General features: G+C 37.0%; 15 protein-coding genes. 5 read left to right on the forward strand and 10 right to left on the reverse strand.

Features of this window, described 5'->3' with window-relative positions; all coding sequences use genetic code 11:
• Positions 1 to 21: 21 nt before the first annotated feature.
• The 4 genes from menB to DLJ74_RS11850 are packed head-to-tail and all read right to left on the reverse strand — an operon-like array spanning position 22 to position 4,774.
• Positions 22 to 840, reverse strand: coding sequence for a 1,4-dihydroxy-2-naphthoyl-CoA synthase (gene menB, locus DLJ74_RS11835; RefSeq protein WP_054787497.1), 819 nt, complete (start codon positions 838 to 840; stop codon positions 22 to 24).
• Complete coding sequence (gene menH / locus DLJ74_RS11840; RefSeq protein WP_109984632.1) at positions 837 to 1,649, reverse strand: 2-succinyl-6-hydroxy-2,4-cyclohexadiene-1-carboxylate synthase; 813 nt, start codon at positions 1,647 to 1,649, stop codon at positions 837 to 839. The genes menB and menH overlap by 4 nt, the downstream gene beginning before the upstream one ends.
• Positions 1,639 to 3,384, reverse strand: a complete 1,746-nt coding sequence (gene menD / locus DLJ74_RS11845) for a 2-succinyl-5-enolpyruvyl-6-hydroxy-3-cyclohexene-1-carboxylic-acid synthase (RefSeq protein ID WP_109984633.1) — start codon at positions 3,382 to 3,384, stop codon at positions 1,639 to 1,641. Before menD ends, menH begins: the two co-directional genes overlap by 11 nt.
• Positions 3,371 to 4,774, reverse strand: a complete 1,404-nt coding sequence (locus DLJ74_RS11850; RefSeq protein WP_109984634.1) for an isochorismate synthase — start codon at positions 4,772 to 4,774, stop codon at positions 3,371 to 3,373. The genes menD and DLJ74_RS11850 overlap by 14 nt, the downstream gene beginning before the upstream one ends.
• A gap of 264 nt (positions 4,775 to 5,038) precedes the next feature.
• On the opposite strand from DLJ74_RS11850, the gene DLJ74_RS11855 reads away from it, so the two are divergent.
• A complete protein-coding gene (locus DLJ74_RS11855) occupies positions 5,039 to 5,980 on the forward strand; it encodes a 1,4-dihydroxy-2-naphthoate polyprenyltransferase (RefSeq protein ID WP_054859703.1) in 942 nt (313 codons plus the stop codon).
• A gap of 21 nt (positions 5,981 to 6,001) precedes the next feature.
• Positions 6,002 to 6,385 (forward strand): hotdog fold thioesterase, encoded by a 384-nt coding sequence (locus tag DLJ74_RS11860; protein WP_109984636.1) that lies wholly within the window; start codon positions 6,002 to 6,004, stop codon positions 6,383 to 6,385.
• A 48-nt stretch (positions 6,386 to 6,433) separates the two neighbouring features.
• On the opposite strand, the gene DLJ74_RS11865 is transcribed toward DLJ74_RS11860, so the two are convergent.
• Positions 6,434 to 7,489 (reverse strand): M20/M25/M40 family metallo-hydrolase, encoded by a 1,056-nt coding sequence (locus DLJ74_RS11865; protein ID WP_109984637.1) that lies wholly within the window; start codon positions 7,487 to 7,489, stop codon positions 6,434 to 6,436.
• Between the two features lie 79 nt (positions 7,490 to 7,568).
• Between DLJ74_RS11865 and DLJ74_RS11870 the strand changes: the two genes are divergently transcribed.
• Positions 7,569 to 8,567, forward strand: coding sequence for a potassium channel family protein (locus DLJ74_RS11870; protein WP_109984638.1), 999 nt, complete (start codon positions 7,569 to 7,571; stop codon positions 8,565 to 8,567).
• A gap of 37 nt (positions 8,568 to 8,604) precedes the next feature.
• On the opposite strand, the gene DLJ74_RS11875 is transcribed toward DLJ74_RS11870, so the two are convergent.
• Both DLJ74_RS11875 and yugI read right to left on the reverse strand, forming a co-directional pair.
• Positions 8,605 to 9,951 (reverse strand): glucose-6-phosphate isomerase, encoded by a 1,347-nt coding sequence (locus tag DLJ74_RS11875; RefSeq protein WP_109984639.1) that lies wholly within the window; start codon positions 9,949 to 9,951, stop codon positions 8,605 to 8,607.
• Between the two features lie 188 nt (positions 9,952 to 10,139).
• Positions 10,140 to 10,499: a S1 domain-containing post-transcriptional regulator GSP13 gene (yugI, locus tag DLJ74_RS11880; protein ID WP_054859704.1), complete on the reverse strand. Its 360-nt coding sequence runs from the start codon at positions 10,497 to 10,499 to the stop codon at positions 10,140 to 10,142.
• Positions 10,500 to 10,815: 316 nt separating this feature from the next.
• On the opposite strand from yugI, the gene DLJ74_RS11885 reads away from it, so the two are divergent.
• On the forward strand, positions 10,816 to 11,625 hold the full coding sequence (locus DLJ74_RS11885) for an alpha/beta hydrolase (protein ID WP_109984641.1): 810 nt from the start codon (positions 10,816 to 10,818) through the stop codon (positions 11,623 to 11,625).
• A gap of 144 nt (positions 11,626 to 11,769) precedes the next feature.
• Entirely contained in the window at positions 11,770 to 12,945 is a 1,176-nt protein-coding gene (locus DLJ74_RS11890; RefSeq protein ID WP_109984642.1) for a MalY/PatB family protein, read from the forward strand.
• A gap of 16 nt (positions 12,946 to 12,961) precedes the next feature.
• Here the strand turns inward: DLJ74_RS11890 and DLJ74_RS11895 are convergent, their stop codons facing one another.
• From DLJ74_RS11895 to DLJ74_RS11900, 3 genes are all read right to left on the reverse strand, one after another.
• Positions 12,962 to 13,552, reverse strand: a complete 591-nt coding sequence (locus tag DLJ74_RS11895; protein WP_054787502.1) for a superoxide dismutase family protein — start codon at positions 13,550 to 13,552, stop codon at positions 12,962 to 12,964.
• Between the two features lie 61 nt (positions 13,553 to 13,613).
• Positions 13,614 to 13,784: a hypothetical protein gene (locus DLJ74_RS20465; protein WP_181397541.1), complete on the reverse strand. Its 171-nt coding sequence runs from the start codon at positions 13,782 to 13,784 to the stop codon at positions 13,614 to 13,616.
• A 288-nt stretch (positions 13,785 to 14,072) separates the two neighbouring features.
• Positions 14,073 to 14,333, reverse strand: a complete 261-nt coding sequence (locus DLJ74_RS11900) for a phosphocarrier protein HPr (RefSeq protein ID WP_054787503.1) — start codon at positions 14,331 to 14,333, stop codon at positions 14,073 to 14,075.
• Positions 14,334 to 14,484: the final 151 nt, after the last annotated feature.

Genomic DNA, 14,484 nt, shown 5'->3' on the forward strand with positions numbered 1-14,484 from the left:
TAAGAAGACGGAATCATGTTATTAAGGAAAACGTGGGAACTTTTTGAAGTCTGGCTTACGTTTTTCTTTAAACGCATCGCGTCCTTCTTTCGCCTCATCTGTTGTGTAATAAAGTAAAGTTGCATCCCCGCCCATTTGTTGAAGTCCTGCAAGTCCATCTGTATCTGCATTAAATGAAGCTTTTAGGAAACGTAAGGCAGTTGGAGATTTCTCCAGCATTTCTTCACACCATTGAATGGTTTCTTCTTCTAATTTTTCTAATGGGACGACCGTATTTACAAGTCCCATATCTAGTGCCTCTTGTGCGTTATACTGACGGCATAAATACCAAATTTCACGCGCTTTCTTGTGTCCCACTATACGAGCAAGCAACCCCGCACCATAACCAGCGTCAAAACTACCGACTTTAGGGCCTGTTTGACCAAAAATCGCATTGTCTGCAGCAATGGTTAAGTCACAAACAACATGTAATACATGCCCGCCTCCGATAGCAAAACCTGAAACCATTGCAACAACCGGTTTAGGAATGACACGAATAAGTCGTTGTAGGTCCAAGACATTAAGGCGAGGAATTTCATCATCCCCAACGTATCCTCCGTGTCCGCGCACCTTCTGATCTCCACCGGAACAGAATGCTTTGTCACCAGCACCTGCAAGAACAATGACACCAATGCTTGCATCATCACGAGCATATGTAAAAGCATCGATCAATTCATTTACTGTGTGAGGACGGAAAGCGTTACGTACCTCTGGCCTGTTAATGGTTATTTTGGCAATACCATTGTAAGTTTCATATAAAATATCATCATATGTGCGTTCACTAGTCCATTCGACTGTCATAAGATGTCCTCCTTCTTGAAATAGAACTCATCTACTATTGTACCAAAAATCTCTGATTGTTCCACATGAATTGCATGTCCACTGTTTGGCACAACATATAAATAACTATTTGGTATCCTTTTCTCCATTTCTATGCCAATCTGAACAAACTTTTGATCTTTTTCACCAACTATAATGGCTACAGGACAGGTTAGCTCACCTAATTGTTCCCACCAAGAAGGCATCACTCCTGTTCCCATTGTTTGTAACGATTGGGCTAGTCCATGACTGGTTTGACTTAATCGTTCCTTTCGTATCCGCTCTTTCATAGATAGAGGAAGAGACTTTTGGGAAATAAATAGTGGAATTTCTTCCCACGTATCAATAAATGCTTTCAAAGAGTTTGTTAAAATAAACTTAGCTTGCTTTTCATCCTTTTGAACACGAGCTTTCTTTTCCTGTGAATCTGCAATACCTGGTGTCGCGCTCTCTAATACAAGTGTGCGAACTCGTTTGGGATAAAGGAAAGCAAATGATAGAGCAGTCCTTCCTCCCATAGAATAACCTAACAGATGAACAGTAGACAATTGCAATTGATTAAAGATTTGTGCCAAATCATAGCAACAATCCTCCATAGAATGAATATTGGGAGTAGTTGATTTCCCATGACCTGGCAAGTCTATTTTTATGATTTGAAATTTGTTAGCCAATTTTTTTGTTAATTCACCCCAAGTATGGGTAGTCCCAGTAAAACCATGAAGCATAACAAGTGGCGGTCCTTCTCCAACCTTTTCCACCCAGTAGTGATTACTATTTACCTCAAAGAACATCGTCAGAGCCCTCTAATTCATGTAGCAAGTACTGTTTTATCAGATCCCATTTTTGCTGATGCCAGCTAACATTTTCTGTACGATCGGTTTCCACTTCGACAATAGTTAGCCCACCTCTTTGGTACGAGTTTTCCAAAGTCCTAACATAATTGGTCCAGTTTTCTGGTTTTTCGTAGCTTGCATCATAAGCCGCTGCAAGTTTTTGTATATCAATATCTTGAGGTGTACCAAACAGCAATTCATAATGCTTACTCTTATCCTTAGCCTGAGGTAAAAAGGAAAAAATACCCCCACCATTATTATTAATTAATACAATAGTTAGGTTTAATCGATAATTTTTAGCCAACAATAAACCATTTAAACTATGCAGAAAAGAAACATCTCCAATCAAAAGGGTGGTATGCTTATCAGTGGCACTAATGCCTAAAGCCGTCGAGATAATACCATCAATCCCATTTGCACCACGATTAGCTAAAACTTTCACTAGCTGTTGGTTAGAGAACCAAAAGGTGTCTACATCTCGAATCGGCATACTATTACTAGCAAAGAGAACCGTATGATCGGGAATAGTTTGTTGAATACCTATTACCGCAAGTCCTTCTGTTAATCGATCTTGTTTCTCCATCAACACTTCTTTCGTGTACGTATTCCATTTCCTCCAATTAGCTGACCATTTCTCATCGATTTTGATTGGATAGCTTGCCAAATCACGACATAAATGAACCCCATCACAATGATTAAGAAAATGAGTAGGCACACCAACAGGCTCTCGATATCCTTCTCCTTCTTCGACGACAATGTGTTCAATACCTTGCTTTTCTTGTAATAGCTGTAAATAAGCCTTAGAAACTGGCATAGCACCAAATCGAATAATAAAGTCAAGCTCTAGCAAATCGCGAACAGCCTTTGATTTCAGGATCGCATCATAGCCTTCCACAATCCATTTATTCGAATGTTTACCATTACGTAATAGAGATAATGGATCAGCAAAAATAGGAATCCCCCATGCTTCTGCTAGGTCAACGATAGCTGATCCTAGCTCTGTTCGATCCTGAGGACCACAGACTAGGATGCCCCGTTTTTTATTTTTTAATTTATCTATTAGTAGCTCTACATTCGGTTGCGATAACTGACTAACCGCTCGAAGGGTAAGACTCTTCTCTTCTTCCCCCCATATATCCTGTAACGTAAAGTCAGGAACAAGTGGCTCGCGTAGTGGAAAATTGAGATGAACAACACCACAATTGGGACGTAACGCGGTTTGGATAGCACGTTTTGCTTGATTCCTTGCATAGCGAAGCATTTCTACTGTTGCACTAGGCAACGCCATTTCGTGAAACCATTTAGGATAATCTCCAAAGATTTTTAATTGATTAATCGTTTGCGGTGCTCCGACATCCCGCAATTCATGTGGTCGATCAGCTGTTAAAACAATTAACGGTATTCTGCTATAATGTGCCTCAATAATGGCTGGATAATAATTGGCTGCTGCTGTACCAGACGTACAAACAAGGACCACTGGTTCTCTCGTTTCTTTTGCCATACCTAATGCAAAAAAAGCGGCAGACCTTTCATCAATATCTACCCATAATTGGAAGCGATCATATTCAGCAAAGGTTAAAGACAACGGAGTAGATCTTGACCCAGGTGAAATAACCACATTTCTTACACCACTTACATATAATTGATTGACAAAATTCGCAATATATTTCGTCAATGATTCACGATAACTCATAGTGTCCTCCTAATGCCTGCAGCATTGGGGTGAATTTGATACTTGTTTCCTTATATTCTTGCTCTGGATCGGAATCCTCCACTACACCACATCCAGCAAATAGAGATACCTTGTTTTCTCGCACTAGTGCTGAACGTATAGCCACAGCAAATTCCCCATTAAATTGATCATCCATCCACCCAATTGGAGCTCCATACCACCCTCGTTCTAGTGTTTCAAATTCACGTATAAAGGATAAGGAGGTTTCGCTCGGATAACCACTCAATGCCGGGGTTGGGTGTAATTTAGCAACAACATCTAAGATGGTATGCCCTCTCTTTAACTCTGCCTGTACTGGTGTATATAAATGTTGTAAATTTTTTAATGGATACAAAATTGGTTTGTCAGGAATATGAACTTTTCGAGCACAGGAAGTAACAGCTCCTCGAATCATATCTACCACAAATTGATGTTCTTTTTGATTCTTCTCATCTTGGAGCAATGCTTGGCCAATAACATCATCATCTTTTTTGTCCTTGCCCCTTGGTGCCGTGCCAGCAAGACAAGTAGAAAATAGTTGTTTTTTATTCACTTGAACTAGTCTTTCAGGTGTTGCACCAATGAAACATGCATTATTCTTTTCCCACGCAAACACATAACTATTTGGTTGCATGATTAACAGATTCCTTAAAACTTCGGTTAAATCACAATTATCCTTTAGCTCTATTTGTAGCTCTCTAGCTAGTACAATTTTATCCACTTTTCCTTCTGAAATATCATTCGTCACCTTCTGAACTAAATCTTTCCACTGTTCTGGATCTACCTCATGCTGCAGGTGAATGGCATTCGTATAAGTTATCATTTCTTTCCCATTGAGCAATTGCTGACTTTCAATCTGTAATTGTTGCTCCAATTGGCTTGTATTACTATTTGGTTCTACGAAGACATTAATGGTGAAATAATACTTTTCCTTATCTTTTGTAAGCATAAAGCGTGGTAGGCGGAATTGACTACCTTCAAACCCCTTCCAAAGTGATAGATCCTTTTCATTAGCTTGATCAAAAGGAAAACCGCCTAGCACAATTGGCCCTGCACTACTGTTAGGATATGGATTATCGATAATAGCATCATTAATCAGTTCCTGCCACTGCTGCTTTATTGTCGTATATGGCTGATTAATTGCTTGCATGGTATAGGCATTGCCCACTCCAACAAAATATATAGAACGATCGGTATTAGTCCAAAACGTTCGGGTTAAGCCAAGATACTTACCTGTATTAAAAAAAGCAAGTGGATCCAACTCTTCTATCTGTTCCGTTATACTAACAAAGGCTGGTGTTTGCTTTTTATTTGCCTGTTTTCTTGCTGTTTGTAATACACCATCTATATTTAATTCCTTTGTTTCAATCATTAGAAAACCCTCCAATATAATAGGGCATTTTTCATAAACGCTATCCATTATAGTACAAAATCAAATAATTTTAAAGAACCTAACGTATAGATGCCTCACCTTAATAGTATATCAAAAAATAAATCAATAAGGGTGATAATCGCATTTCACGAAGAATATTGACACATATTGAAGTATTCAATAAACTTATAATGTTGTATTATATACTTTTAGGCTATATTTCTAGCCTTTATTTTAAAATCAAGGAGATACTTTAAAATGGGAATGAATAAACCATCGCGAGAAGCGAATCATTTAAACGAAAAACCTGGGTTTCATGTATGGTGGCGATTATTAAGACCACATACTTTAACCGCATCCTTCATTCCAGTCTTTGTCGGAACAATGCTTGCCGTATTGGATGAAAAATTCCAACTATTATTATTTATCGTTATGCTAGTCGCTGCCATCCTTATCCAAGCAGCCACTAACATGTTCAATGAATATTACGATTATGTCCGTGGACTAGATAATGAAGAGTCTGTAGGAATTGGTGGCACTATTGTTCGAGATGGTATTAAGCCAATAGTCGTGAAAAGGCTAGCCTATTTATTTTTTGCCATTTCCGTTGCTTTAGGTGTATACATTTGCATCGAGTCCAGCTGGTGGATTGCTGTAATTGGCACACTTTGTATGCTGATAGGTTATCTATATACAGGAGGACCAATTCCCATCGCCTATACACCATTTGGAGAATTATTTTCTGGCTTACTGATGGGAACAGTCATTATCGGCATCAGTTATTATATCCAAACATTAACGTTAACATGGGAAGTCATTATCATTTCTATTCCTATCGCTATCTTGATTGGTTGTATTTTACTTGCCAATAACATTCGTGACTTAGACGGGGATAAAGAAAATGGAAGAAAAACAATTGCCATATTAGTCGGGCGTAATCGGGCCATTTCTTTATTAAAATGGTTAATCATTATTAGTTATTTACTAACTGGAATTTATATCTTAATGGGACTTTTACCTATTTATAGTGTGATCAGTTTTCTAAGCATTAAAAAAGCAAGCCATGCCATTAAAACCTTTAAAGAGAATACAACAAATGTTGGAATGATTCCGGCAATGGCTGCTGTTGCAAAAACGAATACCATTTATGGTGCACTTATTGGAATATCATTATTGCTCCATATCTTTATTCCTTTATCATTATAGCCTAGAAAGAAGTGGATAGAAATGGCTGAAAATTTAATGGATGCACTAAGTATAAAGACAGTAACAGTTTCTAAGGAATTAGTGATAATGGAAATGCCAATCACTAATACAGTTAAGCAGCCAATGGGATTCCTTCATGGGGGAGCAACTGTGGCACTTGCGGAAACGGCAGCAAGTATCGGTGGATTACAGCATATTCATCCTAATGAACAATCTATTGCAGGCTTAGAAATAAACTGTAACCATTTGAAAGCAAAAAAAGAAGGATGGATACAGGCAAAAGCCTCGCCTATTCATGTGGGAAAAAAAACAATGGTATGGGAAATCAAAATAGTCGATGAAAAAGAAGACCTTATTGCGATTTCACGCTGTACACTTGCCGTTATCCAGCTTCATCATCCATAAAACAGAGAAGAACCGTGTGACAAGATGATGTCATACGGTTTTTTTCTTTTATTCCAATGGGTTTAAGCTTTCTGTGCCATTCAAAGATGTAATCAGTTCTACTAGTAAAGCAATTTCTTCTTCTATATCCTTAAGACTAGCAGTTTCCACAGGTGAGTGCATATACCTTAATGGTAAGGAAACTAAACTAATTGGTACCCCTTTTCCAGTAAACCTCATTTTATCAGCATCTGTACCAGTTGCTCTCGGAGTAAGCTCATATTGGAGATTGATGGATAGCCTTTTAGCCGCTTCTTCCAGCCATTGATTCATTTTTCGATTAATCGGTGCACCTTTTGCTAGTACAGGGCCCCCTTCTAGCTTTACATCTCCATGCTTTCTTTTGTCAACACTTGGGTAATCTGTTGCAAAAGTTACGTCACATGCAATAGCACAATCAGGATGTAAACCAGCTGCAGCAAAATACGCTCCTCCCATATTCGTTTCCTCATTAACCGTACTTACGGCATAAAGACCTATATTGACTTTTTTCTCTTTCAATTGTTTAACTACCTCTGCCACGATAAAAGCGCCTGTGCGATTATCTAAGCCACGCCCAGATATATACCGATCCATCAGTAATTCCGATTTTCTACGATATACGACCAAATCACCAATTTGTATCGTTCGAGTTACCTCTTCCCTTGACTGTGCACCACAATCAATAAATAAATCCTCTACATTAAAATCATCCTTCATCCCCCCATGATGTTGCGCATTTACCCCGATAACACCAGGTAAAATTCCTGATTCCCCGATAATTTCTACCTTCATTCCTATAGCTGCTTTTGGGTTAATTCCACCCATTTTTTCAACAAAAACATATCCATGGTCATCGATCCGATTCACGACAAAAGCAATCTCGTCACAATGTCCAGCAAGCATAAGATGAAAATCAGCATCCTGATTTACAATCGCAATAGCGTTCCCAGCATGATCTGTTCTTATTTCATCGGCAAATGGTTTGACGTAATCGATCCATTTTTTCTGTATCTCCATTTCTAAACTAGATGGAGATGGTGTATGTAATAAACTTATTAAAAATTCTAAGCTATCCTTTTTCAATGTCAATCACTCCTGTTTTTAGCATAATGTTACTATTTTAGCTCAAACTAAACGAAAAAATACGGAAGGGTGGTTTTACATGCTTTGGAATAAATGGATCCAATTTTATTTTCATCTTCCAATAATTGTTCGTCTACTTCTCTCAGTTTGTCTCATTATGACAAGCTTTGGATTTATCATACATATATTAGAACCCATACATTTCCCGACGACTTTTGACGGGATTTGGTGGGCTTTTGTGACAGGCTCTACTGTAGGTTATGGTGACTATGTTCCATTAAGCAATATAGGAAAAATCATTGGTATCATATTGATTTTGGCAGGTGGCGGTCTCGTTACTTTTTATATGGCAACACTCTCAGCAGGTACAATTAAGCATGAGAAAAGCTTAACAGAAGGGAAAATCTCCTTCAAAGGAAGTGGTCATATTATTTTAATTGGGTGGAACGAAAGGACCAAGCAATTAATTAGGATGATGAAAGATAAACAAATGAAGACAGATATTGTTTTAATTGATCATTCTTTAAACAAGCTTTCCTATCGAAATAATATGATTCACTTTATACACGGACAGCCCACCTCTGATGAAATATTATCAAAAGCAAATATTGAAAAGGCTCATTATATAGTGATTACTGCAGACCCTTCACTATCAGAGGATGAAGCAGATCGTCAGACAATCTTAAACATCATCGCTGCACGTGGTAACAATCCATCTGTTCATATTATTTCCGAAATCCTAACGGAAATACAGCAAAAGAATGCCCTAAGAGCTGGCACTAATGCTATTATTCGTTCCAATGATTTTATGAGTTCCTTAATTTATCAAGCCCTATTTCAGAAAGATATCCAGGTTACAGACATTATAGCAAAAACATTGGAAGAACAGCAATTTTGTATCAATCCAATTGATAACAATATGATAAATCAGAGCTTTTATCATTGTACAAGACAGTTTTTAGAGGATGGAAAATCGTTAATTGGTATAGTTAGAGAGGATGAAATCATTTTACATCCACCATTCTCATTTATTACTGATAAAGCAGACCAATTTATTTTTTTAAAAGCAATAAAGTAAGGCAAGGTTAAATTTAACCTTGCCTTACCTAATGCTCTTATAAGCGTTTTTCTAGCTTCGCTTTTTCTTCTTCAAATCCTGGCTTACCTAGTAGGGCAAACATGTTTTTCTTATATGCTTCCACCCCAGGCTGATCAAATGGATTAACGCCTAATAAATATCCACTTATTGCACAAGCTTTTTCAAAGAAGTAGACAACGTATCCGAATGTATAAGCGTCTAATTTCGGTAAGTGAACGAGTAAATTCGGTACTTGTCCATCTGTATGTGCAAGGAGTGTACCTTGGTATGCTTTCTCATTAACAAAATCTAATGTCTTTCCTGCTAGGTAGTTAAGACCATCAAGATCTTGCGCTTCTTCTTCAATCGTAATATTAGATTTTGGTTCCTCTACATGAAGCACTGTTTCAAAAATGTCTCTTCGTCCCTCTTGTACATATTGTCCTAAAGAGTGCAAATCTGTGGAGAAATTAGCAGAAGAAGGATATATACCTTTGAAGTCTTTACCTTCACTTTCTCCAAACAATTGCTTCCACCATTCAGCAAAATATTGAAGGGAAGGTTCATAATTGATTAGCATTTCAATTGTTTTCCCTTTATTGTAGAGTACATTACGAACTGCAGCATATTGATAAGCAGGGTTTTTGTCTAGGTCTGCTTCACTTAGTTCCCCTTGAGCCTTTTGTGCCCCTTGCATCATTTGGTCAATATCCACACCGCTAACTGCAATAGGAAGTAAACCAACAGCTGTTAGGACAGAGTAACGTCCACCGACATCATCTGGAATAACAAAGCTTTCATACCCTTCCTCATTTGCTAATGTTTTCAATGCACCCTTTGCTTTATCTGTCGTTGCATAAATACGGCCTTTTGCTTCTTCGACCCCATACTTTTCTTCTAAAAACTTACGGAAAATACGGAAAGCAATGGCAGGTTCTGTTGTTGTACCACTCTTAGAAATAACATTAACAGATACATCCTTGTCCTTTAAGACATCAAAAAGGTCGTTAATATAAGGGGCACTGATACTATTACCAACAAAGAATACTTGCGGACTATTGCGTTGCTCTTTAGAAAGTTCATTATAGAAGGAATGATTTAGCATTTCGATCGCAGCACGAGCACCTAAATAAGAGCCACCAATACCTACAACTAGAAGAACATCTGAATCTGATTTGATTTTATCTGCAGCTTTTTTAATGCGTGAAAATTCTTCTTTATCATAATTAGTTGGAAGGTCCACCCAACCTAGAAAGTCATTTCCCGCACCAGTTTTATTATGTATCATTTCATGAGCTAGCTTAACTGGTTCTTTTAAATAATCTAATTCATGCTTACCAAAAAAATCTAATGCTTTTTCATAGTCAAACCGTACATGTGTCATTTTTTACCCTCCATTAATTTTTATCACCTTTTTAATGTACCGAATCCTCTCATTTAAATCAAGAGCTGAGCTACCTATTTTGTCGAAAACTTATCAATATTTATCACAGTATGGATAGTAAAAAATAAAATGGCAGAGACAGAGTAAAACTGTTTCTACCATTTTATTCAAATGGAGTGAGAGAAGAGTTATTCAGATTGCTTTATCCACTCCTCAAGCTTGTCCTTTAACGTGTTAAAGCCATGCTCGCCCTCTTTTTGTTGAATATTTTTTGCTACAACTCGTTCCTCTTTTTTAGGTTCTATTGCACGAATAGATAGAGAGTATTTATTATTTTCCTCGTCTACTTCTAGTATCTTAACATTGACTTTGTCGCCTTCCTTCACATGATCATGGATATCCTTGACGAAGCCATTAGTTAATTCCGAAATGTGTACTAGTCCTTGAACATCTTCGTCTAGTGATACAAATGCTCCGTATGCTTGAACTCCTGTCACAGTACCTTCGACAATATCGCCTTCTTGAAATTTATTAGACACTTTTTCCATCTCCTTTCCTAATGAATTAAGAAATCTACCTGCAATGATTACGAACGAAACAAACAAGTTTTTCTTATAGACAATAAGTAATATTAGCATAAATTGATTTAAAATGGCAAAAATTTATCTTTTTATCATTCTAAGGTTTAAGGGGTAAATTTTTGGGTAAATCTATTAATGTAAGACTTTCTCGTATTCCCCCTGGATAGCAAAGCGAAATTTTAATTCGCTTTGCTTTTTTTATTATTGGATTTCTCTATTGGGATAAATTTTGCTCTATAGTACAACCTATAACAATCACACCTTGAAGGAAGGGTCTTACTCTATGGGGCGTTATTTTTGGTTTAAAGGACATGCTATATGCTATGAATTTCATCCTTCTTCACTTGCTAATAGTGACCACTATATTGTCCTGCTACACGGTTTTCTCGCCTCTAAATATTGTTTCCGACAATTAATATCTCCACTACAGCGAAAATATCATGTGCTCACAATTGATATTCCACCATTTGGTGATAGCTCTAAAAGTAAAGAATGCTTATATGAATATGACCATATTGTAAAGGCCATTGTATTCCTACTAGATCAGTTAGGTATCGATAAAACCGAAATACTAGGACATTCAATGGGTGGTCAAATTGCTTTGCGTTGTGGCTATTTTTATCCAGAGCGATTCTCTAAGCTGATACTGCTTTCCCCATGTTGCTTTATGCAACAATCTCCTCTATTCGCAAAAACAATGGGCTGGAATCCATATGCCCCTTTCATTGCAAGAGGATTGCTACGACATAAGGGTGTTTTAGAAATTTTACGACATTGTCTATATGATGATACACTCATTACTGATGAGATGTTACAGAAATATAAACAACCATTTCTAAACAGAGAGATATATCCATCCATTGTTACATGGTTAAAAGATCATCAAGAAGATCTTCATGAAGAGCAGTTGCAAAAAATCATGCATGACTGTACTATTTTTTGGGGGAAACAAGATTTAATCCTACCATACACATTAGGCTACGAATTATTGAAATTTCTTAAAAACGCTAAATTAATCCTTCTTGATGAAACAGGACATTTTATACCTGAAGAAAAGCCGAATTATATCCAAGCCTATCTACTCCAGTCCTGAATTCTTTAAACTTCCAATTTCTTCTTCATTATGCTTAAATAAAGGGAGACTTCATCAGTCGGAGATTCTTCTCCAACTGATGGTTACCATTGTGAAAATAAGGTAATAGCAGAAGATGCCAAAAAGAAAGTCGAGGGAATCAAAATGGAGCAATATTTTAGTGAAATAACCGAAAGAAAAAATACGAGAGCGGTAAAATGGGACCTTGTAAAGACGCTTTATGGTGCTGATGATATTCTTCCAATGTGGGTAGCGGACATGGATTTTAAGGTTCCTCCCGCTGTAACTGAAGCCTTAGTAAATCGCGCCAAGCATGGTATCTTCGGGTACACATATACAGACAAAGCCTACAACAAAATTGTCACCGATTGGGTGCAATATAAACACCAATGGGCGATAGATAATGGGTGGATCCTCTATAGTCCAGGCGTTATCTCTACCTTAAATATAGCTATTCAAGCTCTAACAGAGGAAGAAGATAAAGTCCTTATCCAAACACCTGTCTATCCTCCTTTTTATAATATAGTCCAAAACCATAATAGAGCACTTGTTAAAAATGAATTAATTTATAAAGACAATAGCTATCAAATTGACTTTGAAGATTTTGAAGCAAAGCTGAAAGAAGGGGTGAAAGTATTCATCTTATGTAATCCTCACAATCCCGTTGGTAGAGTGTGGAACAGGTCTGAGCTTGAACAGATTCTTGCATTGTGTAAAAAATATCATGTGTTCATTTTATCTGATGAGATTCACGCAGATATTATTCATGAACCAAATAAGCATATCCCTATCGCTTCATTGGATGAAGAAATGTTACATCAAACCATTACGTGTATGTCACCAACGAAAACCTTTAATCTGGCTGGTCTTCAAGCTTCCTATGCGATCATTCCCGATCAAGAAATACGCAAAAAAATCAGCCAAGCCTTTGAAAAACAAGGGATCCACGGTATTAATACAATGGGAATTACAGCATTAGAAGCCGCTTATACAGAAGGTAAGGACTGGCTACATCAGCTAATGCTTGAATTAAATAGAAATATCGACTATGTAATGAAAGAGTTGAGTAGGTTAGAGGAAGTAGATGTAACCAAACCAGAGGGAACCTACCTAATTTGGTTAGATTTCACGAAGCTAAATTTATCCCAAAAGGAATTGAAAAAATTTCTCGAACAAAAGGCTAAAGTAGGCTTAAATGATGGGGTAACATTCGGTGAAGAGGGTACTGGTTTTATGAGAATGAATCTAGCTGCACCTTTTCAGCTCATAAAAGAAGGTACAGATCGAATTAGAAGAGCAATCGAAGAAAGAAAAGGGTAAGTAGCCTCTAGCAGGCTTACTTACCCTTTTTCTCTTCCTCTTTATCAACCTCAGTTGGATCAGTAGGCTTATTTTCTTGATTCGATTCATCTAAGGAAATAACTCCACAAACAACTCGATTACCAGCATCGCCCGCAGGCTGAGAAATCCCATCATCTTGTTTCTCATGAATAATGATCGACGTCCCATTCTCACGTAATAATGATGTATTACCATCCATCAAGGTTGCTTCAGGAATATCTAATTCAACATCAACCGCACCACTGGGGTCTGCCTCAATATTAGGCATATCCCCTAAATGTGCTCCTTTAGGATTCATTAAGCCATGATCCTTTCCTTTCGGATTGAAATGGTTGCCAGCTGTTTGAAAATCTGGCCCTTCACAAGCTGGATATTCATGTATATGGATACCATGAAATCCGGGCGTTAATCCCTCTGCTGTTACATGAACCGTTACTTTATCAGCCTGTTCTTTAAATGTTGCTGTTCCTACTGCATCATTATCTGCATTGTACAATCGAACCTCAAGCGGAGAACGTGTATTATCCTTACAAGCACTTAGAATACATAAACTAAATATGAATAATAATATAGGAAATCTTTTCATACGTATATCCACCCTTCTTCTATATATTAGTATGGACAAACGATGAAAAGTTAATCAGATATTATTTTGAATTTGTATTCTTATATTTCTGATCAAACTTCTCTTCTTCTTTTTTGGAGGCTTTCCTAATAAAGTGCATGGCTACAAAAGCTCCAATCACGAAGACAATTAAACTAATAACAGCTGGAATATATTCTGCCTTATCCTCAGGAAAATAAAGAAATTCCATCATTGTCTATCACTTCCTTTGTTAAAGTTACTATTAAACATATCATTAAGTTGTTTTAGTTTAACCATTCTAAACTCGCCTTAAAAGTTACCTATTTAAATAGTACCATAGCTGTAGCCTCTCAACAATTAATCGTAGTAACTATGAGGAGTATGGAAAATTTATGTAATATGAGATAATAGAATGAAATCATTGGCTTTGATAAAATTAGTCATAAGAAAAAAAGCTAGTCAAAGCTAGCTTTTTTCTCCATAAGTATTTGAGATAAAGTATGTGTAAGTAAGCAATCTACTATCCTAAGTGTTCTTGAATAGTTTCTGCAATCCCTTCCAATGCTTGATCTTCATCATTTCCATCAACCGTAATCCGAATCTCAGCGCCTTTAGGAACACCTAAAGACATAACTCCCATGATCGACTTTAGATTAACTGTTTTTCCATTATAATGTAGTTCAACATGTGATTCATACTGTCCTGCCTTATTAACAAGTAAAGTCGCTGGTCTTGCATGAATACCTGTGTCACTTTGGATTGTAAAGGTTTGTTCTTTCATTCCGTATTCCTCCTCATCATCTTCGTCATTACATTGTATAAATAATTACCAATAAAAATGCAGCTACTAAATCTTATTATATACGAAATATTTCAAATTAGAAACAAAAAACAAAAAAAATTTAAGAAGCCCGAGGTTGCATTTGTAATTC

This window comes from Gracilibacillus dipsosauri (genome assembly GCF_003176895.1).
Taxonomy (GTDB): domain Bacteria; phylum Bacillota; class Bacilli; order Bacillales; family Amphibacillaceae; genus Gracilibacillus; species Gracilibacillus dipsosauri.